This is a genomic window from Nocardia vinacea, assembly GCF_035920345.1.
GTDB classification, from domain to species: domain Bacteria; phylum Actinomycetota; class Actinomycetes; order Mycobacteriales; family Mycobacteriaceae; genus Nocardia; species Nocardia vinacea_A.
The window spans coordinates 338,377-360,245 of the sequence record NZ_CP109149.1; the positions used below are offsets into that span (position 1 = coordinate 338,377).

Annotated in this window: 18 protein-coding genes; 11 read left to right on the forward strand and 7 right to left on the reverse strand. The window is 63.1% G+C overall.

The annotated features are described in order from the left end of the window. Positions 1 to 3 precede the first annotated feature (3 nt). The 6 genes from OIE68_RS01525 to OIE68_RS01550 form a co-directional block, all read right to left on the reverse strand. Positions 4 to 1,515, reverse strand: coding sequence for an MFS transporter (locus OIE68_RS01525; protein WP_327097586.1), 1,512 nt, complete (start codon positions 1,513 to 1,515; stop codon positions 4 to 6). Between the two features lie 227 nt (positions 1,516 to 1,742). Next, positions 1,743 to 2,015: a hypothetical protein gene (locus tag OIE68_RS01530; protein WP_327097587.1), complete on the reverse strand. Its 273-nt coding sequence runs from the start codon at positions 2,013 to 2,015 to the stop codon at positions 1,743 to 1,745. A gap of 98 nt (positions 2,016 to 2,113) precedes the next feature. Further along, positions 2,114 to 3,706, reverse strand: coding sequence for an NAD(P)/FAD-dependent oxidoreductase (locus tag OIE68_RS01535; RefSeq protein ID WP_327097588.1), 1,593 nt, complete (start codon positions 3,704 to 3,706; stop codon positions 2,114 to 2,116). 54 nt (positions 3,707 to 3,760) lie between these two features. Then, positions 3,761 to 5,491 carry a CocE/NonD family hydrolase gene (locus tag OIE68_RS01540; protein WP_327097589.1) on the reverse strand — a complete coding sequence of 577 codons (1,731 nt, stop codon included), beginning with the start codon at positions 5,489 to 5,491 and terminating at the stop codon, positions 3,761 to 3,763. 55 nt (positions 5,492 to 5,546) lie between these two features. After that, positions 5,547 to 6,365 (reverse strand): mycofactocin-coupled SDR family oxidoreductase, encoded by an 819-nt coding sequence (locus OIE68_RS01545; protein ID WP_327097590.1) that lies wholly within the window; start codon positions 6,363 to 6,365, stop codon positions 5,547 to 5,549. A gap of 706 nt (positions 6,366 to 7,071) precedes the next feature. Then, positions 7,072 to 7,821, reverse strand: a complete 750-nt coding sequence (locus OIE68_RS01550) for a hypothetical protein (protein ID WP_327097591.1) — start codon at positions 7,819 to 7,821, stop codon at positions 7,072 to 7,074. Between the two features lie 843 nt (positions 7,822 to 8,664). Between OIE68_RS01550 and OIE68_RS01555 the strand changes: the two genes are divergently transcribed. Beyond that, positions 8,665 to 9,564 (forward strand): LLM class F420-dependent oxidoreductase, encoded by a 900-nt coding sequence (locus OIE68_RS01555; RefSeq protein ID WP_327097592.1) that lies wholly within the window; start codon positions 8,665 to 8,667, stop codon positions 9,562 to 9,564. A 248-nt stretch (positions 9,565 to 9,812) separates the two neighbouring features. Here OIE68_RS01555 and OIE68_RS01560 read toward each other — a convergent pair whose 3' ends face one another. Further along, positions 9,813 to 10,862, reverse strand: coding sequence for an AraC family transcriptional regulator (locus OIE68_RS01560; protein WP_327097593.1), 1,050 nt, complete (start codon positions 10,860 to 10,862; stop codon positions 9,813 to 9,815). 522 nt (positions 10,863 to 11,384) lie between these two features. Between OIE68_RS01560 and OIE68_RS01565 the strand changes: the two genes are divergently transcribed. From OIE68_RS01565 to OIE68_RS01610, 10 genes are all read left to right on the forward strand, one after another. Next, the gene (locus OIE68_RS01565) at positions 11,385 to 12,590 is read left to right on the forward strand and encodes an LLM class flavin-dependent oxidoreductase (protein WP_327097594.1); all 1,206 of its coding nucleotides are present in this window, start codon (positions 11,385 to 11,387) and stop codon (positions 12,588 to 12,590) included. An 83-nt stretch (positions 12,591 to 12,673) separates the two neighbouring features. Next, positions 12,674 to 13,198, forward strand: coding sequence for a cupin domain-containing protein (locus tag OIE68_RS01570; protein ID WP_327097595.1), 525 nt, complete (start codon positions 12,674 to 12,676; stop codon positions 13,196 to 13,198). Between the two features lie 51 nt (positions 13,199 to 13,249). Next, on the forward strand, positions 13,250 to 14,200 hold the full coding sequence (locus OIE68_RS01575; protein WP_327097596.1) for an isocitrate lyase/PEP mutase family protein: 951 nt from the start codon (positions 13,250 to 13,252) through the stop codon (positions 14,198 to 14,200). A 32-nt stretch (positions 14,201 to 14,232) separates the two neighbouring features. Then, on the forward strand, positions 14,233 to 15,204 hold the full coding sequence (locus tag OIE68_RS01580; RefSeq protein WP_327097597.1) for an SDR family NAD(P)-dependent oxidoreductase: 972 nt from the start codon (positions 14,233 to 14,235) through the stop codon (positions 15,202 to 15,204). Between the two features lie 128 nt (positions 15,205 to 15,332). After that, entirely contained in the window at positions 15,333 to 15,857 is a 525-nt protein-coding gene (locus OIE68_RS01585) for a flavin reductase family protein (RefSeq protein WP_327097598.1), read from the forward strand. A gap of 51 nt (positions 15,858 to 15,908) precedes the next feature. Further along, positions 15,909 to 17,285, forward strand: coding sequence for a bifunctional 3,4-dihydroxy-2-butanone-4-phosphate synthase/GTP cyclohydrolase II (locus OIE68_RS01590; protein ID WP_327097599.1), 1,377 nt, complete (start codon positions 15,909 to 15,911; stop codon positions 17,283 to 17,285). Between the two features lie 212 nt (positions 17,286 to 17,497). Beyond that, entirely contained in the window at positions 17,498 to 18,298 is an 801-nt protein-coding gene (locus tag OIE68_RS01595; protein WP_327097600.1) for an enoyl-CoA hydratase/isomerase family protein, read from the forward strand. Further along, positions 18,295 to 19,932 (forward strand): long-chain-fatty-acid--CoA ligase, encoded by a 1,638-nt coding sequence (locus OIE68_RS01600; RefSeq protein WP_327097601.1) that lies wholly within the window; start codon positions 18,295 to 18,297, stop codon positions 19,930 to 19,932. Before OIE68_RS01595 ends, OIE68_RS01600 begins: the two co-directional genes overlap by 4 nt. Before the next feature lie 61 nt (positions 19,933 to 19,993). Beyond that, on the forward strand, positions 19,994 to 20,779 hold the full coding sequence (locus tag OIE68_RS01605; protein WP_327097602.1) for an enoyl-CoA hydratase/isomerase family protein: 786 nt from the start codon (positions 19,994 to 19,996) through the stop codon (positions 20,777 to 20,779). Between the two features lie 279 nt (positions 20,780 to 21,058). After that, positions 21,059 to 21,847, forward strand: coding sequence for a glucose 1-dehydrogenase (locus OIE68_RS01610; protein WP_327097603.1), 789 nt, complete (start codon positions 21,059 to 21,061; stop codon positions 21,845 to 21,847). The last annotated feature ends 22 nt before the right edge of the window (positions 21,848 to 21,869 follow it).

Here is a 21,869-nt window from a genome sequence, read left to right on the forward strand (position 1 = left end):
CCGTCAACTGGTTGCTACTATTTCTGCCGCGACTTCTTCGCCGGCGCGCATCTCGAGTACGTCGTGGCGTCGGCCGTGCGGAAGCGTGAGGGTAGCGATCAGTCCGAGCGCGGCGATGACCGCGGTGGCTCCGAAGGCGACGGTGTAACCCTGGGATTCGAAAAAGGTGCCGTTGCTTCCAGGTATAACGTGCGCGGCCAAAACTACGAATGACACCTGCGTGACAATTCCGGTGCCCAGATTTCCGATGACTGTCACGAACGTCGCGGAGATGCCCTGGCTCTCGGGCGGCGATGCCTGCAATACCAGATTCGGATAGCCGCCGTAGGCCACGCCCATGGCCAGACCGTATAGCGAAAGCCACAGCACTATTTCCCACAGATTGCTGTGCCGGTAGGCCAGACCGCAGGTAGACAGTGCCAGCATCGCGAAGGCGATGAGCATGGGAGTCCGGATTCCCCAGCGGCGTGCGCCGGCTCCTACTGTCAAACCGCCGATCACCAGACCCGCGCCCATCGGACCCAAGAAATATGCCACGCTGGACGCGTCGAGGCCGAAACCGACCTCCCCGCCGATCGCGCGCGGTGTCTGCAGCATCGTGGGGACGATTGCGGGCAGCGACGAGAAAACGGAGAAGACGAAGAAGCTGGTCAGCACGGTGGTCCGCATCGGCTTGCTGCGCAATAGACTCGAGCTGATCAGGGGATCGCTGAAGCGGTTATCCCACCAGAGCCACGCTGCGAAGCAGGCCACGCCACCCACGAACAATCCGAGGATCTTCGATGAACCCCAACCCCATTGCGAGCCCTGACTGAGGCCGTACAGCAGAGCGACACCGCCGAGGCCGATCAGCAGAGCGGCCGGCCAATCGAGCCGTGAGTGGAGACGGAGAGGGGATTCGGGAACGGTCACAAGCAGGGCAACGGTGCAGACCGCCTGATAGATGGTCATGAACCAGAAGACGGACGACACACCGTAAGAGTCGACCAACCAACCGGCGAGCAACGGAGCCAATCCGAAACCTACGCCAACGCCCGCGAAGGTGATCGCCGTGGCGAAAGCGACGATCCGCTTCGGGAAAACGTCTCGAATGAGCGAGTACGCGAGCGCCGGGACACCGTAGAGCAGGCCGGCCAGTGCTCGACCGACCAGTAACAACCCGAAGGTCGGCGCCACTGCGGCCAGGACCGAACCTACGGTTGCTAGAACGATCACGGCGATCAGGACGAGCCGCTTGCCTCGCATGTCGGCCAATTTCCCGAGAAAGCAGAGAGCTACTACCGCTGCTATTGAGGGGACCGTCAGCACCCATGAAGTCTGGCTTGTTTGGTAGCGGGAGGCGATTCCGGGAAGCGCGGTCGATACGAGCAGGTATGAAGCTGCGGTCAACTCACTGATCAAGACCACGGCCGCCAGCCCTGCATATTGGCGCGCGGTCACAGACGTCTCCGGTGGCCCGTCGTCGCTGCCGAGATCTGTTGGGTTATTCTTCGAGAGAATGGGTTCCGTTGTCATGGTGGAGCCTTCGGGATAGTTGTTGTAGTAGGTGGCGTGGCGTGACCGTTGCGAATGCCCTGACCACATGTGCCCCGACCAGACAGAGCGGCAACCAGCAGTTCGAAGAATGCAGGCGTCACCGAGTAACTGCATGAGAGTGATGTGGGTTCGGGATATACGGCTCGCTCTCCGGGGATCCCGTTATGCGCGACGTAACGAAACCCTCGGTACAGAGCCGATATCTTCTAGCGTTGCCGCGCCATTCCTCGGATCGGATATGGCTGGCATATTCCTGTTGCGTTGAACCGCCTCTCAGTTGTCGTAGACGGCGCGCCCGACGACCCGCCTTCGCGGAGACGCTCCAGACCCTGCGGGATCTGTTCCGGCGTGATCCGGTGGATCGGCGGGTCGAGCTCGCCTCCGCGCATGAGCTCGTACAGCTCGGCAAGGTCTTGTTGCGTGCTGGATAGGGAGCCGAGGATCCGCATCTGCTCGAAGACGATCGCTTGGGTATCCACGGTGGACTCCGGGCGACCGAGGCCGACCTGCACATGAAATCGCCACGATTGCATGGTTCTCACGCGTCCTTTCTGGCCGGATGGGGCGGCCACGAGATTCAGGAGAAGGCGAAACCGACGAAGTCGTCGGCAGCAACCTTCTCGCATTCGGCGACGTATCGATCGAGTCCCGCCACGTACGGCATGAAGACCCGGGTACCGTCGTCGCGGTTGACATGCACCATGTAGTTCTCGACATTGAGGCGGAGCAAGCTGGATGCGGCTTCGGCCACGTGCGCGGTCCACTCGTCCTGAGCCTGCTGCTCGGGTTCGACCCTGGTGTGGTCCCGTTCGCCCATGTGGCGGAGCAAGTCGGCGACGAAGTCGACGTGCTGGACGTTGTCCAAGATCATGTTGGCCAGTACCGAGGGGCTTCCGGGGCCGGTCAGCACGAACAGATTCGGAAAGCCCCGCGTCATCAGTCCGAGCAGGGTGCGCGGGCCGCGCGCCCACAGGTCGGTAGGACGCTGCCCGAATTCGTTGCGAATATTCGCTTGATCGAGAGCGCCGGTGAAGGCGTTGAATCCCAGCGCGAACACGATCAGATCGAACTCGAGGTCGTGATCCCGGGTTCGTATACCTTTCTCGGTGATCCGCTCGATGGGGTCGGCGTTCACGTCGATCAGATCCACATTGCTCTGATTGAACGCCTCGTAGTAGCCGGTATCCACGCACAGGCGTCGAGAACCGATGGGATAAGCGCGTGGTGTCAATATTTCGGCTTTTGCCGGATCCCGCACGGTGTCGTGCACACGTTGCCGGACGAAGTCGGCGACGATGGTGTTCGCGTGGATGTCGGTGCCCTGATCGGTGAAGACAGCGTTCATCGTGTGCCCGCCACGAGCCCAGCGCTCCCGCAGCAGCGCCTGCTGCTCTTCCGGTGAGTAGCTGTTTGCCGGACCGGCACCGAGAGGTATGTCCGAGCCGGTCGGATGATGCAGGATCGCCTCCCTCATCTCGCCGACGCGGCCGGCGAGATCCGAGTACTTCTGCTGATCGAGCGGGCCGTTCTGGGCGGGCACCGAGTAGTTCGCAGTGCGTTGGAAGACTGTGACATTGTCGGCGACACGTGCCAGCGCGGGCACCGCCTGGACACCGGAGGAACCGGTTCCGATGACAGCGATACGTTTACCTGCCGTCTCCACGTGGTCGGTTGGCCAGTGTGAGGTTTGGACCCATCGACCGCGGTAGTCCTCGAGTCCGGGAAAGGCCGGTGTGCGAGCCTTCGAGAGCTGGCCGGACGCCATGATCAAATAGCGTCCGGTGACGGACTCGCCGCTACTCGTGCTCACCCGGTAGCGGTGCGCGCCCGGCTCCCACTGCGCGCCGGTGACCCACGTCGAAAACCGGATGTGCGGGCGAATTCCCCAGCTGTCGGCGGCGAAGTTCAGATAGGCGAGAATCTCGGGCTGAGCCGGGTAGCGCTCTTTCCAGGACCACCGTGGATACAGTTCCTCGTCCGGAAAGCAGTAGAAGTAGCTTTCGATGTCGACGCGCGCTCCCGGGTAGCGATTGTGATACCAGACCCCGCCCACATCAGGCGCACCCTCGAATGCGATGACCCGCAAGCCTTCCTGGGTCAGCTTGTGGACCGCGTAGATACCGCCCGCACCGGCACCGACCACAACGGCGTCGTAATCCACCGAATTCATAAAACGTACCTTTCTCAGGTCGAAATTCATCACTACTCGAGGGTTCGACGAGACTCACGCCGGCCGCCGGATCACCGGAAGGACGAGCCGCGACGGCCGGGTGCTGTCGTGCCACACGGTGTTGGTGGCGACCACCAGGTCGGCGTGGCCGGCATCGGCAACGGGAACGGCGGCATTCGGGTTACGGTCGAACTTCGGAAAATTGCTGCTGGACACATCCAGTCGCAGCCGGTGCCCGGCAGCGAATACGTACGCGGTGGCGACGAGGTCGACCTCGATCTCGTAGACCCTGCCGGGCACCAAGAACTCCGCCCGTGTCGTCGAATGCCGGTAACGGCAGCGCAGGATGCCGTCGCACACGAGCTCGGATCGGCCGTCCGGATGAACGTCGACCAGTGTCGCTGTGAAGTCGGTGTCGACTGCGCTCGACGAGATGTGCAGTCGCGCCCGGACCGGGCCGGTAACCTCCAGCGGCCGCTCCAGCGGCTCGCTGGTGTAGCACAGCACGTCATGACGCGCCTCGGTCCGTGCCTGGTCCCGGGGACCCGCGTTGGCTCCGATGAACAGGCCGGGCAAAAATGTCGCGCCGCCACAGGTCATGACCGGGTCGGCCGGGTCGTAGACGAAGAAGTCGGAAACCGTATCCGATCCCGGCGAGGTCGACAGTGTGCCGTCACCGTCGCTGGTTCGCGCATCGCTCCTGCTGCCCAGGAAGTAGTCGACGTATTCGGTATCCGGCAGCGGCCAGTCCGGTTCGTCGCGCCAGATGTTGGGGCCCATGACGAAGATCCGCACCGGGCTCGACGATGTCGTCGCTGGTGAGTCGGTCAGATGCTCCTTGAACCAGGCCAATTGCACGCCGGTGATATCGACCGCGTCGGCCCCGGCCTGTACCCCGAACGCCCGTTCTGGGAATACCCCGCTGGTCGCTCCGTGAGCCCATGGGCCGATGATCAACCGCTGCTGCCGCGCGTCCGGTTGTGCGGTGCGATCCCGCAGCGCGAGATAGTTGTCGATGGTCCCGCCGAGGAACAGGTCGTGCCAGCCGCCGATATTCAGCACCGGTATATCCGTGGCGGCGGCGCCGCGAGCCGAAAGGCGTGCCCAGCAATCATCGCGCTCCGGGTGGTCCAGCCACTCGGTGAGGTACGGCGCGATCGCCGTCAGTAAGGGGTGGTCGCGCACCGGCAGGGTGCGGAACACGTCGTCCATGGCGTCGAGCATTCGCCGCACCTCGGCGAGACGCTCCGCCTCGGTTGAAGCATTGCGGAGCAGTTCACCGAGCCCGAGTGTCGATGTGACCCACTGCAAGGCGAACCCCAGGCGAAACGCGCCGCCCTGGTACAGCCAGTTGTCGTAGTAGTCACTGGATGTGACCGCCGCCGATATGGTGGCGAGGGCGGGTGGTCTCTCCGCTGCGGCCAGCCACTGTGTGGCGCCGGTGTATGAGCTGCCGAACATGCCCACCGAACCCGTGGACCACGGCTGAGCGGCGGCCCAAGCGATGGTGTCCGCGCCGTCGGCGCCCTCGTCGGCGAACGGACGGAATGTTCCGGCGCTCTGGGACCGCCCTCGTGTGTCCTGGACGACGACCGCGAAGCCCGCTCCGGCCGCGCGTAACACATCCACCCAGCCGCTGGCCATCCCGTAGATTTCCTTGTTGTACGGAATGCGCTCGACCAGGGTGGGGAAGGGGCCGCCGACTGTCGGCCGATAGACATCGGTGGCGAGTTCGACGCCGTCACGCATCGGCACCCGGAGGTTCTTCTCGACGACTACGTCCATGGCGCTGGTCGCGCTCCTTTCCTTCTCGTTCGTCCGAGGCAGCTGCGGCTCGATCTCAGAACGCCGTGACCCCACCGTCGACAGCCATCGAAAGGGCTGATGTCCAGGTGGACTCGTCGGAGAGGAGATAGAGGACGGCATGCGAGATCTCCGTCGGATCCATCACGCTGTCCGGGTGGAAGTGGGCGTAAGTGCTCAGCAGCGCCTCATTGCCGGCGGCGATCTCGCCGAAGCGGGGAGCGATATGCCGAGACATCTCGGTGTCAACCGGCCCTGGGTGCACCGTGTTGACCCGGATTCGGTGCTTGCCGAGTTCGGCGGCGAGGGTTTTTCCCATGCCGTTCACGCCAAATTTCGAGGCGGTATACGCGAGATTGAACGGACCGCCCTTGAGTCCGTTGCCCGACGAGATGAGCACAATCGACCCGCCGTTGCCCGTGTCGACCAGCACAGGTGCGGTGGCCATCACCGTGTTCCACACCCCGATCAAATTGACGTCGATGACGTCCCGGAACTCTTGCTCGGTGAATTCGTCCCAGGGCTTGAAAATCTCGATTCCCGCATTCGCGACCACGCCATCGAGTCGGCCCAGTTCGGCTACACCGGTGCTGACAACCTGCCGAAGTCGCACGAGGTCCCGTACATCGGCCTGCTCGGCGACGATCCGCCTACCGAGCGCCTCGACGAGACTCACCGTTTCTGCGAGATCCGCCGCGGTCGCACCGTCGTATTGCACGACCGTGGGGATTGACGCGCAGATATCGACAGCGATGATGTCCGCGCCTTCCTCGGCGAGGCGGACGGCATGGGCGCGACCCTGACCACGTGCGGCGCCGGTGATGAAGACGACTTTGCCTTCCATGCGTCCCGCCATTGTTCGAGCTCCGATCTTGGGTAGATGCAGGGCCGTTTTCGGGCGCCCCGACTGGTAGTAGTGCGCGGCCTCGGGCCGCTGCAGGGGGACCGGTGGCGGGAGTGCACCCGCGGAACACGGTCATCCACCGATGTGATGCTCACCATACTGACATATATCGTCCAAATTTGGAAGGTCGAGTATTCGCCGTGAAGTCGCCTTCGTGGCAGGTGAGTTTCGGGCAGGTAATCTGCAGGACTGTAGTAATGAATTCGAATGTGCACCAGAGGTTTCGGTGCCAATGAGGATGGGTTCCACGCCACTGCTCTGCGGCTCGGCAGTGGAGAGCGGTGCCGCCTCGCAGTCGGCACCGCCGAAAGGCACTCAGCGGATGGCGAATTCGATTACCCGCGCCGCGTCCGGATCGACCGATAGCGCGGAGCGGAGAAAGCCCAATTGGCTCGAGGATGAACGGACCCAAATCGAGCCCATGCTCTCATTCGGGTTTGTTTCCTCCGCTGGCTACTGCGGCTGGTTCGATGACATCGAATGCCCGGCATGCCGTTAATAGTTGCGGTGTCGGATCTGTGGCTTCATGCGGTTTCCTGGAGAAAGCTGATTTGATTTTGGGGGTGCGGGACGTGTACGCGGCCCCGGCCGTTTCGGGGGCCGCTCACGAGGTGGTGCAACAGTTTTCGCCTGAGTTGTGCCAAGGGAATCTCGGTGATCATTGTCCGGACTGCGGTTGCGCGGGTGGCACGATGGGGGCGTTCATAGTCTGGAAATACTGGAACACCGCGGCAACCGCGATCGGGCCGCCGACCACTAACGTGCCTCCGATGGCGCCCAAGGATCCGAACAACACGGCACCACCGAGACACGCCGCGATCGGCCCCGCGCCGAGTAGCCACGCCACCGGAGCGGTGGCCGCGGCTCCGACTACGAGCCCGCCGACACATCCGATGCCGGCACCGACGACTGTTCCGAACATCGCGCTCAGCATGGTCGCCACCGAAACTTGTTGGGTCAACGTCGCCAAAGCATCGGCGGAACGCGCGTCTGCGCTCGGATACGTCGCTGCGACCTGCTGCAATCCGTCGGCAACCGGCATCACCTCCGCACGCGGGAGGTCAGCTGCCGGCGTGGCGGCGGCCGGAGTCGTATCGGGAGTCAGTAAGACCGTCCGGTCGGAGACCTCGGCGTTTATCGGGTGGTCGATATTGTCCATCCGATAGACCAACGGGATCGTGGCGACCTTGTTTCCCAGGGCGTCGAGTACATCGAGGTACTTGCCGCTGACCGCCAGAGAACCAGCGTCGGTGGCCAGCACTACGGACTTGCCTGCCACCTTGGCGGTGTAGTGGATCTCCGTCGTCTTCGCCCCGTCGGCGGGCGACTGCGCGAAAGCGGTGCCACTCCACAGGCCCGTCGCCGCGATGGCCGCCACCGTGGTCGTGGCAAGCTTCTTGTGCTTCATTTCGACTTCCTTCATTGGTGCGAGTGGGAGGACTTCGATCCGGACAATCTGCATCGGAAAACGCCGGCGTATCCCGTGGCGGATCGTCGCGAATCGAAATTCATTTGTTCCCGGCCCGCTTCGAATTTCGGTGCCGAGGCGATTTCGTCGTTCGGTTGTCCCCAGTGGAACAAGAGATAACCGATCGAGCCGAAGCGGGCCGAGGAGGCAGCGGGTTGATCAGTCGACTATTTGGATAATGCGAGCCGGCGTGGCCGCCCCGCTGGCTGCCCTGTACGCGGCACGATCGAATATCAGGAGTGAGTCGCCCTGTTGTGTGATGTGCCGCTATCACGTGATGTGATCTCGAACATACTGACATATCTTGTCCAAATAGGGAAGGGTGTATTTGTCGCCGAAACGAGCAGCCCGAGCCACTACGACGGTCGCGATCCCGGCTCCCGCCCGAGTCAAGGAATGCTCGCCGAGGCGTTGGAGCGGGTCGTGGAGGCGTGAGTGCGGTGCTGGCCATAGGCGGTCTACGAAGCCGAGCTCGGTTCCGAAGTGCTGCGCACCACGTTGACCGGAGGCTGGCTCTGTTTAGGCGGAGGCTGCATCCGTTTCGTATGGCCCTGAGGTCGTGAGGATAGGAGCGCGGATGAGTGTTGAGCCGCCGCGGAGCCGTAAGCCGCGCGTCGATGTTCAACGCAACCGAGAGGCTCTCCTCGATGCGGCGCGGCGGCAATTCGTACGCTTCGGGGTTGGCACGCGCGAAGGTGACGTGAGCGGCGACGCGCCATGTTCACATGCCGGCGAGGCCGCGCCGGCTCCTGCACAGAGAGATCAACGACAAGGAGCACGGAAGTGACGAATAAACCTGCCCAAGCGACGTTTCCGTCCAGGATCGGCGTCTGGTGGAACAGTGAACCGTGGCCGATCCGCGAGGCGCAGAACATCGCCCGCGACATCGAGGCGATGGGTTTCGGATCGTTGTTCATGCCCGAGGGCAATGGCAAAGACGCGCTCGTGGAGTCCGCGGCCTTCCTGGCTGCCACCGACCGGCTGGTCGTCGGCACCGGCATCGCCAACATTCACGTCCGGATACCCACGGCCGCAGAGTCCGGCGGCCGCCTCCTCAGCGCCCTGTACCCGGGACGGTTCGTCCTCGGTCTGGGCGTCAGTCACGCCCCATTCGTCGATCAGTTGATCGGCGGCGCCTACCGCAAGCCTCTTGCGACGATGCGCACCTACTTGGAGCGCATGGACGGCTTGCCCGCGGAGATCGAGGCCGGTTCCAAGGCTCTGCGGCTGTTGGCTGCGTTGGGCCCGAAGATGATCGAGTTGTCCGGCGAGCACGCCGACGGCGCACACCCGTATCTGGTGACACCCGAACACACGAAACTCGCCCGCTCGATTCTCGGCGAGGACCGATGGGTCGTGCCCGAACAGGCCGTGGCAATCGGTGGGGACACGGACGATCAACTCCGGCGTGCGCACTCGCATCTTGAGTCGTACTCGACGCTACCCAATTACCGGAACTCGTGGCTGCGGCTCGGTTTCGACGAGTCCGATGTGGTCGTCGGCGGGTCCGACCGGTTGGCCCGTGCGCTGGTTGGCACCGGCTCCGCCGGCGACGCCGCCTCGAGGATCACCGCGCACCTCGACGCCGGTGCAGACCACGTCGTGGTGCAGGTCCTGGGCGACACACCCTCGACCGATCCGCGCGCCGCCTTGCGCGAACTCGCAGCAGCGCTTCAGCTCTGACAGCCGGAGCGCACGGTTCCGACGGCGTGTGCCCCACTCGGTTTCCAGCCGGGTCAGGAGGGTGCGCGCCGTGCGCGGGGTCGAGGTGGCGCGCACCGCGGGGACTGTCTGGGCGAACGTCGGCCCACGGAGCGGCGCCGACGAGATCGGCCGGAGTGATGCCCATCTGGTCCGGGGAGCAGCCGTGCCGCGGCGAACTGCGGTGTCGGCCGTAGCCCACTTACGAAGCCCGGCTCGGTCGGATCGAGCTACTCCGGGGACCTGCTGTCCGGTCTGTAGTGAGAGGCCTCACGGTACGCAGACGGCGGTATCCCCCTCCACCGCTTGAAGGCGATGGTGAAGCTGGCTGCGTCTTTGTAGCCCAGCGTCCGGGATATCCGCGATACGGAATGATCGGAATTCGAGAGCAGATCGCAGGCAAGGTCGCACAAGATCTTGTCTCGCAGCTCGGCGAAGTCGTGGCCTGCGAGTTCGAGCTTGCGCTGCAGGGTGCGTGGCGAGACCTGCAGCGCGGCGGCCACATTCGCGAGTTTGCGGTTGAGCGCCGGCGCGGCCCTGATGGCTTTGGCGACGGTGTCGGGCCAGTCGCCGGTCGCCCTGAACGAGTCGAGAACTTCGGTGTCCGCTTTGACCCATGCCGCATGCTGGAATGCGTTCCCGAAAGGGAGTTCCTCTGTCGATATCACGGGATCCCACCACAGCCGCAGCGTCTCGGAGCCACAGACGACAATGTCGCTGGAGACGTAGGTCAACGCTTCGGGCGAGACTTCCGGCAACGGGAAATCGATACGCGTGAACGGGAATCGGCCGCCGTACAGCCACTCGAACGAACGGCTGACGACATAGAGGTCGCGATAAGCGCTGAAAGGGATCAGCTCTTTCGGGGTGTCGGGGTAGGCGAACTGGACGCCCGTCACCGTGCCTTCGGATGTTCGAAGTGGCCCGATCTCGAGAAGTCCGGGCGAGTAGTCGACCGCGCTAGCGGCCTCTACCCAAGCCGCAATGGTCGGCGCGGTCGCGAGAGCCATTCCGCGGGCGCCGACCGTGGCAGTGGTGTAGGCACGCGCGGCGCGTAGCCAAAGATCGACGCGATCTCTCGTCAGCGCGATGAACTCGAGTTGAAAGGCCAGCTCCTTCTTCGCGGGAATGGTGCCGCCTGGGCGGTGCACCGCGTCGGGGTCGATTTCAGCGTTGGCGAGTGCCGTTCGCCAGTCGAGACCCGCGTCTTCTAGAAGCCGGCGCAGCGCGTGGACACTGAAGTTCGCGACACGCAGGTTTTGATACGAGTTCAGCTTCACTGCTGCCTCCTCGAGCCGGCGAAGTACGACGGATCGGGATGCACCGTCCTGCGAGGCATCTCTCTCCTCTCCATCGAGGTGACGGGCGGCCGGATATGAGCGCTGTGGCGGCTGAAGCCCGGTAGCACCACAAGTCCCGCCAGTAGCTTTGCATCCTGCGCCATCAGGTCGCGGCGGGAGGCACTTGACGTACTTTCCGGCCTTGTTGGCGTCGAATGTCATGCCATACCGGTCCGCACCCCTCTTAACCTGGCCGTAGCGAATGTGAGCAAGGCCACCGGCGCACTGGTACCGAGGAACATAAGCGAGGATCCCAGGCTACGGGCCTGTGCGTCTGAACCACCATCGCATGATCGGCTACGACCGATAGGCGAAGGATGCGCCGCCACCGATGGAGCGAGGAGCAATCGGGGCACTTTGCTGACTTTCAGCCCACTATCGCGACTGTGAATGCGGCTCGCGCAAATTGACATAGCGCAGGTGCTTTTCCGCACCCAAACCACGAGGATCGGGAGAAATTCGATGAGTGCCCCTGAACTGGTCAAGAGCGACATTGCCCGGGAATTTGTCGCCGACCATACCGTTGAACGCGACGAACGGGCCATGGTCGACGGGCCGAACAAATTCAAATTCGCGATTTTCGGAGCAAATGTATCAACCGGCCAGGGCGGTCTGACGCTCGCCGAGAACACAATCAAGCTCGGCAATTGGGACGAGGTTCGTGGCCTTGCCGAAAAGGCGGACAGGTACGGCGTCGAGGGGTTCATCCCGATCGCTCGGTGGCAGGGATTGTCCGGTCCGGACCGGCCCTGGGGGAGGCAGCACGAGACTTTCACCTGGGCGGCAGGCTTGGCGGCGGCGACGCGCAACATTCAGATTTTCGCCACCTGTCACGTCCCGTTCGTGCATCCGCTCATGGCGGCAAAGATGAGCGCGACGATCGATCACATCAGCGGCGGCCGAATGGGTTTGAACGCCGTTGCTGGCTATCACCAGCCGGAGTACAAGATGTTCGGTCTCGAACTCCCGGAGCACGACAAGCGCTATGAGCTGGCCGAAGAGTGGATGACGATCGTCGAGCGACTCTGGTCCGATGAGGGTGACGAATACGAGTTCGACTTCAAGGGCGACTTCTTCACACTGGAGGGTGCGCAGGCATACCCCAAGCCCGTGCAATCGCCGGGCCCGATGGTGATGAGTGCGGGCGCAAGTCCAGCGGGACAGAAATTCGCGTTCAAACACGCCAACATTCTGTTCATCGCGATCGCCGACGTGGACAGTAGTAAAGCGGTCGCCCAGAAGGTTCGCGCCAACGCCGACGAGGCAGGTAGGCCGGATCTCGGCCTGTGGGCGGGTGTCCACATCATATGTAAGGACACCGAGAAAGAAGCGCAGGACTACGTGAAGTACATCGTTGATGAAAAAGGCGACTGGGAAAGCGCCGTGCGCTACCAGCAAATCATCGCATCGGGTGACGCCCGCAGTATGCGCTGGGACGACTACAAGCGGGATGAAGACTTCAAGAAGGACGAATCTGTCCGTACCTTCCTGAGGGCTGGCCTTGTTCCGCTGGTAGGTACGCCCGAGATGATTGTCGAGGGCCTCCAGAAGTTGTCGGACGCAGGCATCGCGGGCGTCTGCACCGGGCTGGTCGACTACGACGAAGGCCTGGATCGCCTGAACGAGCAGATCTTCCCGCTGATGCGCAGCGCCGGGCTTCGTGCCTGACACCGGACGCCATGCTGTGCAGCCGTCGTCGCGGTGATCGGAAGCACGGCCCGAACCGATCCTTTACAAAGGAGTGAAGGTACATGACTTTTCCGGACCCGAAAAAATTCCGCCTGGTCGTTGCGGGAACCACCGACTCGGGTGAGGCGGATTTTCTAGAGGCGGGCGGCCCAGCGATAATCAATATGCCGGGCATCGCCGACGGCGCATTTTACTGGGCGGTCGAGGGTGGCCACAGCAGAGAGAATATCGGCGGCCCTCCCAGCCGCGTCCAATTGGCGGGCCCGAATGGTTCCACTTTTGGCGTGAGCAGTTTCCCGGCGCGTTCGGCCGGAAATGAACTGGATCCTGAACAGCTCGATCCCAGTATGGCCGGCACCGGCGACGGCGGCGATCCCAATATGCACGCGAGCGACACCATCGATTACGAGGTCGTGATCTCCGGAAAAGTGGATCTCGAACTTCCTGGCGGGAAGGTGCGAACTCTTGTTCCGGGCGATCTGCTTGTTCTGGCCGGCGTTCCCCATGCCTGGAAAAACCCGTACGACGAGGACTGTGTCTACATCGTTGTGACTATCGGCTACAACCACGGACTGTCCGCGCCGTAGCTGCCTGAACTCGAGAATTCACACCGGACTATTGGAAATAAAGGAGTAATCATGGGTCTGAGTTCGCCCGGTGCAGCGCTGCGCGAAATATTCCAGCGCCCCGAAACCGTTGTCATACCGTTCGGTTCCCTGCCGATCCACGCTCAAATGTCCCAGCACGCCGGTTTCGAGGCGTTCGAGCTTTCGGGCGGGATGTCGGCGTGGTGGGCCGAGGGTGCTTCCGATGTCGGCTGGCTGACCTTGACCGAGGTGGTGGCGCATGCGAAGCGGGTCGCGCGCAGCGTCGACATCCCCGTGTACTGCGACGCCGATACCGGTTTCGGTGCCCCCATCAACGTCCAGCGCACGGTCGAGGAGTTCATCGATGCCGGTGTTGCCGGCATTCACATCGAGGATCAGCGCGAGCCCAAGAAGTCCGGTGGGACGACCGGAATCGAACTGGTATCGGACGCGGAGGCGATCGGACGGCTGAACGCGGCAGTCGACGCTCGTGACCGCTTGGATGCCGACTTCGTGATCGTCGCGCGCACGGACGGCTTCGGTGCCGCCGGTGGAAGTGTCGATGAGGCCATTCGCCGTGCCCAGCTCTACCGTGCCGAGACCGGTGTCGATGCCATCTTCTTCGAGGGATTCCACACGTGGGAGCAGGCGGAGCTGGCGCTGAAGGAGACGCCCGGGCCGAGCTACGTGATGGGTGCCGATCTCATCGGACGACGGCCACTCGCCGAGTTGACCGCAGTTGGTCAGGCGATCGAGGCCGTGCCGTTCGTGCTGCCCGGCGTCCACGAGGTGTGGCGCTTGCTTCTGGATATCAAGGAAGCGGGCGACGCCACTCCCTTCGCGGCATATGTGGAGAAGATGAACGAAGCGAAGGGAACTGCTTACGACTTCGGTTGGGGCGCTCGGCTCGGTCGGCCTTCGGCAGAGTATGTGCGCGGCACGGAGGAAAAGTACCTGCTGGCTGAAGCGCAACGCGATTACGTCAATACCCCCAATGCCTAGCGTCGCGTATCAGTACGCAAACGGCTGAGCAGTTGTCCGCAAATCGAAAAAAGGTACATAAAATGACTGGGCAGAGCGAACTCGACTTCGGTGGACGAGTTGCGATTGTAACCGGAGCAGGTCAAGGAATGGGCCGCGAGCACGCCATTATGCTCGCATCCCGTGGCGCGCGGGTCGTGGTCAACGACATCGCCACAACCCGGGCCGAGGAGACGGTAAATTCGATTATCGGAGCCGGCGGGACAGCGGTACGTGATAGCCACGACATTGTCACCGAGTCGGCGGATCTGGTGCAGACGGCGATCGAGAACTTCGGGCGCCTGGACATCGTCGTCAACAATGCCGGGATCAACGCTTACGGCCGTTTCTGGGAGATGGACAGTGACGTGTGGTGGCGCGTCTTCGATACCAGCTTCCGGGGTGTGGTCGAGGTCGCCCGCCACGCCATGCCACACCTCATCGAGTCGGGTAGCGGACGTCTGATCAATATCTCTTCGAACGGTTTGATGGGCCTGCCCAACGACACGTCCTACGGCGCTGCCAAAGCTGCGATTTGGGGCCTCGGCAATTCCCTGGTGGCAGAGGCCCGCGAGGTCGGTGTCCAAGTAACCACGCTGCTGCCCGTCGCTTGGACACCGATGACCGAAGATGCGTTCGGCAACAGCAACGAGGTCATTCAGAAGCTCATGCGCGAACAGTTTCCCGCGAATGCCGTCGCGGCATTTGTCACGTGGCTTGCCCATCAGGACACGACCGTTCACGGTGAGTCCTTCGAAGTGGGCGGCGTGGGGGCCGCCAGGACCGTCTTCACCGCCATGCCGCGGACCAAGGTCGCCGAGCCCGCGCCGGAAGCCTGGGCGGACAACGCCACAAACCTGATGCAGGACGGCGATCTCACTCCGCTGTTCAACGCAAGTGAATCGCTCCGAGCGCAAATGGTTTTCCTGGCGCCGGAGATGGCGAACGAGATCCCCGCGGACGCGGCGGATGTGTCCAGCAATTAGGTAGTCGGCGGGGCAATACCCCTGGTTCGAAGCACATCGGCGTGCTTCGAACCAGGGGCCTCGAGGCTCTGCGGAGCCACGGGGCAGACAGTGGGGCCGCTCCTTGCCTCGCGAAAGGAACAGAACTGATGACGCAGACCAAGGTGCGTGTATTCGGCGGCGATCCGGCGGTCGTGCGAAAAGCGTTTGCCCAATTCCCTTCGGGTGTGGCCGTTCTCGCGGCCGATATCGACGGCGGTAAGCACGCGCTGGTCGCATCGTCGTTCATGGTCGGAGTATCACTCGAACCGTGTCTCGGCGCGGTCGCGGTGCAGAAAACGTCGGAGACATGGCCGCTGATCAAGGATGCCGACTCGCTCGGAGTGTCGATCTTGGGCAAGGGCCAGAGCGATGTGACCCGCAAGCTGGCAAGTAAGGATCGCGCTGCGCGGTTCGAGCAGGTTGCGATCGAGGTAGGCGACCGAGGCGCCATTTTCATCGAGGGCGCGTCGTTGTGGTTGGAGTGCTCGATCCACGAGGTTTCCGAGGCAGGCGACCACTGGATGGCATTGCTCGAGGTGAACAAGCTCGGCGTCGGTGACAACGAGCCGCTCATTTGGCACGGCGCAAAGTTCCGTGAGCTCGTCGACGCTCGGTCTATCGACGTCGAGTAGGCGAGACCACCGGGCGGACCGGACGCGGAACGAGAGTATGGAGCAGATGACGTGACGAGATTCGACGGTATCGAGCGTGCGGTCGCCGATATCGCCGCGGGCAAACCCGTGGTGGTGGTCGATGACGAGGATCGTGAGAACGAGGGCGATCTGATCTTCGCCGCTGAGAAAGCGACACCCGAACTTGTGGCGTTCATGGTTCGCCACACATCCGGATATCTGTGTGTGCCGATGGCCGGCGATGACTGCGACCGCCTCGGCCTGCCCCCGATGTATGCCATCAACCAGGACAAACACGGTACCGCGTATACGGTCACGGTCGATGCGCGCGAGGGAATCGGAACCGGGATCTCCGCAACCGACCGAGCCGCGACCATGCGCCTGCTCGCCGACCCCACCACTGGCGCCGGCGACTTCACCCGGCCTGGCCACGTAGTGCCCGTGCGCGCTCGAGAAGGGGGTGTACTGCGCCGTCCTGGCCACACGGAAGCCGCTGTCGATCTGGCCCGGATGGCTGATCTGCGGCCGGCGGGCGTCATCTGCGAGATCGTGAGTCAGAAGGAGCCCGGCGCGATGGCCCGCACCGACGAGCTCCGGGCCTTCGCCGACGACCACGGACTTGCGCTCATCTCGATCGCCGACCTCATCGCATGGCGCCGCAAGCACGAGAAGCTCGTGGTGCGCGTCGCTGACGCGCGTATTCCGACTGCTCACGGCCCGTTCCGGGCGGTGGGTTACCGAAGTATGTACGACGACGTCGAGCATGTCGCCTTGGTCTGCGGAGACCTCGCCTGCCCGGACCGCGAAGTAAGTGACGTGCTTGTCCGAGTCCATTCGGAATGTCTCACGGGTGACGTGTTCGGGTCGTTGCGCTGCGACTGTGGTCCTCAACTCGACGCCGCACTCGAGATGGTCGCGCGGGAAGGCCGAGGGGTTGTGCTGTATATGCGCGGCCACGAGGGCCGCGGGATCGGACTACTGCACAAGTTGCAGGCCTACCAGCTGCAGGACGCAGGAGCCGATACCGTCGACGCGAACCTGCAACTCGGGTTGCCTGCCGATTCCCGCGACTACGGCATCGGTGCGCAGATTCTCGTCGACCTGGGAATTTCGTCTATGCGGTTGCTGACGAACAATCCGGACAAGCGCGCCGGGCTCGAGGGTTACGGCCTCCACGTCACCAAGCGTGTGCCGATGCCGTTACGCGCCAACGCCGAGAACCTTACCTACCTGCGGACCAAACGCGACCGCATGGGCCACGAGCTGATCGGCCTCGACGACTACGAATCCGCGCACCGCGCTCCCACACCGTTGCACCGTCATGCAGAACCCGTTCCCCCCGTCGGCCCGGCGAGCCATAACGGCCAACGTCCGACTTTATCGAAGCCATACAGCGCCGTGGCAACGACGACGGAGCGTATCTGGTGATTGCGCCGAAGGGACATCGAAGCGAGGGCGTTGCCTACTTCTTATTTTGGACAAATTATGTCAGTATGACTGGGGTCACGTCTCTGGGATGGCTCTGCTGGAATGGCCGGCTTTCGCCGGGATGGTCCCGTGGCGACGCATCGCGTTCGTGTGGTCCGGCGTGGCGCCCGGTCGAGGTCGTTGTTGTTCGACGTTGTAAGGAGTGACTGGCGATGTATGAGAAATATCGGACTATGGCGTTCGATCTGTCGAGCACTGGCGTGCTCACGGTGACGTTCCTGCTTGCCGAGAAGTTGAATGCGATCGACGCCGAGTTTCATCGTGAATTGTCGACCGTTTTCGCCGATATCGGCATGGACCGTCGGGTGCGGGCGGTGGTGTTGACCGGTTCGGGACGTGCGTTCTGCGCCGGTGGCGATTTGGACTGGATCGCGGGGGAGACACCGGTGACGAGGGAAACCACGTTTTTCGAGGCAAAAAAGATTGTTGATGATCTGTTGAATGTGCCTCAGCCGGTGATCGCGGCGGTCAATGGTGCCGCGGCGGGTTATGGCTTCACGATGGCGTTGATGAGCGATTTCAGCATCGTGGCCGAGGAGGCCCGGTTGTCGGATCCGCATGTGGCGATCGGTCTTGTCGCCGGCGACGGCGGGGCGATGATGTGGCCGATTCTGGTCGGCATGGCACGTGCCAAGCGGTATCTGCTCACCGGCGACCCGGTGGTGGGCCGGGTGGCCGCGGAATGGGGGCTGATCACCGAGGCGTGTCCGGTGGACGAGGTTGTGCCGCGGGCAATGGAGTTGGCCGAGCGGATGGCCGGCTCGCCGTATGTTGCGGTGCAAGGCACGAAGAAGGCGCTCAACGCGATCTTGCACATGCTGTCGAGCGTGACGCTGGATCTGGGTTTTCAGGCCGAGCGCGTGTCCGCGGTGTCGCCCGACCACCAGCGTTTGCTCAACGAGGCGCTCGAGGCTCGGGCCCGCCGACGCGCGGCAGCTTCGGTCAAGCAATGAACGCACCAGAGCAGTTGCCGCTGCCCGGACTCATGATGGACGTCGACCTGAACGTCGCGCTGCTGCTGCGGCGTATGCGCACCATCCATCACGGGTCGAGAGTGATCTCGAGGTCGGCGAGGTGCCCTGGCGGGCCTGCACAGTCGAGCACCTTCTGCGAGGTGCTGGATCGTTCGGAGCGACTCGCGGCGGCGTTGGTGCAGTTGGGCGTGAAGCCAGGGGATCGGGTCGGCAGTCTGGCGTGGAACACGCGGGAGCACCTCGAGATCTACTACGCGGTGATGGGTATGGGGGCGGTATTGCACACGGCCAACCCGCGCTTGCATGAGGACCAGCTGGTGTACACGATCAACCACGCGCACGACGCCGTGCTGATCGTCGAGTCCACTTTCCGAGCGCAGATTGATCGTCTGCGACACCGGATGCCGCACCTGCGGTACGTCGTGGTCATCGGTGCGGCCGCCGATGACCTCGCTCCCGGCGAGGCCGGTTTCGAGGACCTGATCGCGCAGGTGGGCATTCCGATGTCGCCGGTTGACGTCGATGAGCGGGCCGCTGCGGCTCTCTGCTACACCTCCGGTACGACGGGGAACCCGAAGGGCGTCCTGTACTCCCATCGGTCGATCGTGCTGCATGCCTTGTCCATGGCAGGCCGTGATGTCTTCCGGATCGGTAACGGGGACGTCGTCCTCGGCCTGGTCCCGCTCTTCCATGCGCTGGGATGGGGCCTGCCCTTCATCTGTGGCCTCACCGGCGCCGACATGGTCTTGCCCGGGCCGAACCTCGCCCCCGAGGCGGTCGCCGAGCTGATCTCCGAGCATCGCGTGACCTGGGCCGGCGGGGTCCCCACGGTGTGGATGGACCTGCTGCGGGTCGTCCAGGAGCGCGCATCGGCAGGTGCACCGGTCGACCTGTCGAGTCTGCAGACAATCGTCGGCGGCGGGACCGCGGTTCCGGAAGCACTCATGCGCGCCTACGGCGCCCTCGGGATCGGCTTCGTTCAGGGGTGGGGTATGACCGAGGTCTTCCCGGGAGCCACCATGGTCGCGCCGGCTGCCATGGTCGACACCGACGCGGGGTGGCGGGCGCGCGCATCGGCGGGACGCATCTCGCCCCTGTACGAGATGCGTGCGGTCGCCGACGACGGCACGGAGCTGCCCCGAGATGGAATCACCATGGGCGAGTTGGAGATTCGTGGACCCATGGTCGCCGGCTCGTATCTCGGCCCGGATGTCGGCGCGGACAAGTTTCATGACGGCTGGTTGCGGACCGGGGACGTCGGGACCATCGATGCGAACGGGTGGGTACGGATCACCGATCGGCTCAAGGACGCGATCAAGTCCGGCGGCGAGTGGATCAGTTCGTTGGACCTGGAGTCGGAGCTGATGGCTCACCCGTCGGTTTACGAGGCCGCCGTCGTCGGACGGCCGGATGACCGTTGGGGCGAGCGCCCTGCCGCGTTTGTCGTGACCGACGGAGCGGTCGGCGCCGACGAGCTACGCGACTACCTGACGGATCGCGTTGCGAAGTGGTGGATCCCGGAAGAATTCCGTCTTGTCGAAAGCATTCCGCGGAACAGCACAGGAAAATTCGACAAGAAGATTCTGCGAGAAACGCTCGAGAATTTGGCGTAGCCCGCTGAAAACAAGCCCGTAGAAGTTGAAAACTCGGGAAACCCCACAGGAGATGGCCGGAATGACAGTACTCGATGACTACCGCGACAAGTACAAGAACTTCAAGTTCTCGCGCGATGAGAATGGCATCCTCGAGATGCAACTCCAAACCGACGGCGACTCGTTGCAGCTGTTGGTTCCCGCGCACCGTGAATTGACCCAAGCTTTCCGGGAGATCGCGCTCGATCGCGGAAACCGCGTCGTGATCATCACTGGAACCGGAGAAGAGTTCATCGGTCCGCGGCCGACGGCCGACAGTGGCCAAATCATGACGGTGATCCCTGATTTTTCTCAGGAGTATTCCGTCTGGGAGCAGGATGCATGGACGGACCACCGGGAACTGGTCAGCGCCCTGCTGGACATTCAGGTCCCAGTGATCGCGGCAGTGAACGGCCCTGCACGCCGACACTGCGAGATCCCGTTGTTCTCCGACATCATCATCGCCTCGGACACCGCTTCGTTCGAAGACTCGGGACATTTCGAGTTCGAGGATATGGCACCGGGCGACGGCTCCCACATCTGGACGACCATGCTGCTCGGAATCAACCGCGCGCGCTCCTACATGCTCTCCGGTGAGGCCATCACGGCCGAGGAAGCTCTTCGCTGGGGCCTCGTCAAAGAGGTTGTTCCCCAGGATCAGGTGCTCGATCGCGCACGCGAGATTGCGCGGGGCGTTGCCGCGAAATCGGATACGACGCTTCGCTTCACCCGTGCCCTCATGGTCCAGCCCCTCAAGAAGCAGGTTCTCGAACTTTTGGGACTGGGGCTTGCCTACGAGGCCTTCGGCGCACTCGGCAAGCGCGCCTGACAGCAGTCGATCGCCGCGACCCCGATTTCGGACCGAACTCGCCTGCGGTGCGCTTCGCGAAGTGGGCCCAAGGAGTCGGTGATCCCGATTCCGGAAGGTGAGCAGGTCCGTCTTGCGATGAGCACCTCCTGATCCGGTGAGTCAGTCACAAGTCGAATCCATTATCAGGAGGTGCTCATCGTGCAACGCATTCGAGCCTTCGAGAACTCTGTCGCGAGCAACCGGGAATCCCGTCGGTCCACGGAATGCGCGACCGACAAATCCAGGAGATATTTGCCAATGGAAAATTCCACACCAATTGAGCCTCGAATCGCCGACCCCCTGTTCGACATCAGCGACAAAGTAGCGATTGTCACCGGGGCAAGCTCGGGGCTCGGTCGGCAATTCGCCACCGCGATGGCCGAACGCGGTGCATACGTCGTCGTCGTGGCTCGTCGTACCGAGCAACTCCTTGCCCTGGTCGACAAATATCCCGAGCGCATACGCGCCGTATCGGCGGACGTAACGAAGGAAGACCAGGTCCAGGATGTCCTCGACCGCACCCTCGAATGGCGCGGCGCGATCGACATCGTTGTCAACAACGCCGGCATAACCTCGATTCAGCCGGCTGAAGACGAGGATGTCGAAACGTTCAGCAAAGTACTGGACGTCAATCTGGTCGCGCTCTACCGCCTGTGTCACCTTGCTGGCAGACACATGCTGGAACAGGGGCGGGGAACCATTATCAACATCGCTTCTATCAACAGCTTCGTGGCCAGCTGGTCGATTCCGCAGGCGGGATACTGTGCCAGCAAGGGAGCGGTGACCAGTCTGACTCGCGAACTCGCTGCTCAGTGGGCCGATCGCGGCATCCGGGTCAATGCCCTGGCGCCGGGGTACTTTCCGAGCGAGCTCACCGAAGAACTGTTCGCCAGCAGCGCCGGCGAACGCCGGTTCCGTCGCATGCCGATGCGGCGCGGGGGACGCGAAGACGAACTCAACGGCGCCCTGGTGTTCCTTGCCAGCGACGCGTCGTCCTACATGACCGGGCAAACGCTCGTCATCGATGGCGGTTGGACAGTGGTATGACCGCAAATCCGAGCAAGGAATC

Excerpts from the sequence above, each read along its gene's own strand:
- OIE68_RS01525 (WP_327097586.1), bottom strand. The coding sequence starts at position 1,515 with ATGACAACGGAACCCATTCTCTCGAAGAATAACCCAACAGATCTCGGC.
- OIE68_RS01535 (WP_327097588.1), bottom strand. The coding sequence starts at position 3,706 with ATGAATTCGGTGGATTACGACGCCGTTGTGGTCGGTGCCGGTGCGGGC.
- OIE68_RS01540 (WP_327097589.1), bottom strand. The coding sequence starts at position 5,491 with ATGGACGTAGTCGTCGAGAAGAACCTCCGGGTGCCGATGCGTGACGGC.
- OIE68_RS01545 (WP_327097590.1), bottom strand. The coding sequence starts at position 6,365 with ATGGCGGGACGCATGGAAGGCAAAGTCGTCTTCATCACCGGCGCCGCA.
- OIE68_RS01550 (WP_327097591.1), bottom strand. The coding sequence starts at position 7,821 with ATGAAGCACAAGAAGCTTGCCACGACCACGGTGGCGGCCATCGCGGCG.
- OIE68_RS01565 (WP_327097594.1), top strand. The coding sequence starts at position 11,385 with ATGAGTGCCCCTGAACTGGTCAAGAGCGACATTGCCCGGGAATTTGTC.
- OIE68_RS01570 (WP_327097595.1), top strand. The coding sequence starts at position 12,674 with ATGACTTTTCCGGACCCGAAAAAATTCCGCCTGGTCGTTGCGGGAACC.
- OIE68_RS01575 (WP_327097596.1), top strand. The coding sequence starts at position 13,250 with ATGGGTCTGAGTTCGCCCGGTGCAGCGCTGCGCGAAATATTCCAGCGC.
- OIE68_RS01585 (WP_327097598.1), top strand. The coding sequence starts at position 15,333 with ATGACGCAGACCAAGGTGCGTGTATTCGGCGGCGATCCGGCGGTCGTG.
- OIE68_RS01595 (WP_327097600.1), top strand. The coding sequence starts at position 17,498 with ATGTATGAGAAATATCGGACTATGGCGTTCGATCTGTCGAGCACTGGC.
- OIE68_RS01600 (WP_327097601.1), top strand. The coding sequence starts at position 18,295 with ATGAACGCACCAGAGCAGTTGCCGCTGCCCGGACTCATGATGGACGTC.
- OIE68_RS01605 (WP_327097602.1), top strand. The coding sequence starts at position 19,994 with ATGACAGTACTCGATGACTACCGCGACAAGTACAAGAACTTCAAGTTC.
- OIE68_RS01610 (WP_327097603.1), top strand. The coding sequence starts at position 21,059 with ATGGAAAATTCCACACCAATTGAGCCTCGAATCGCCGACCCCCTGTTC.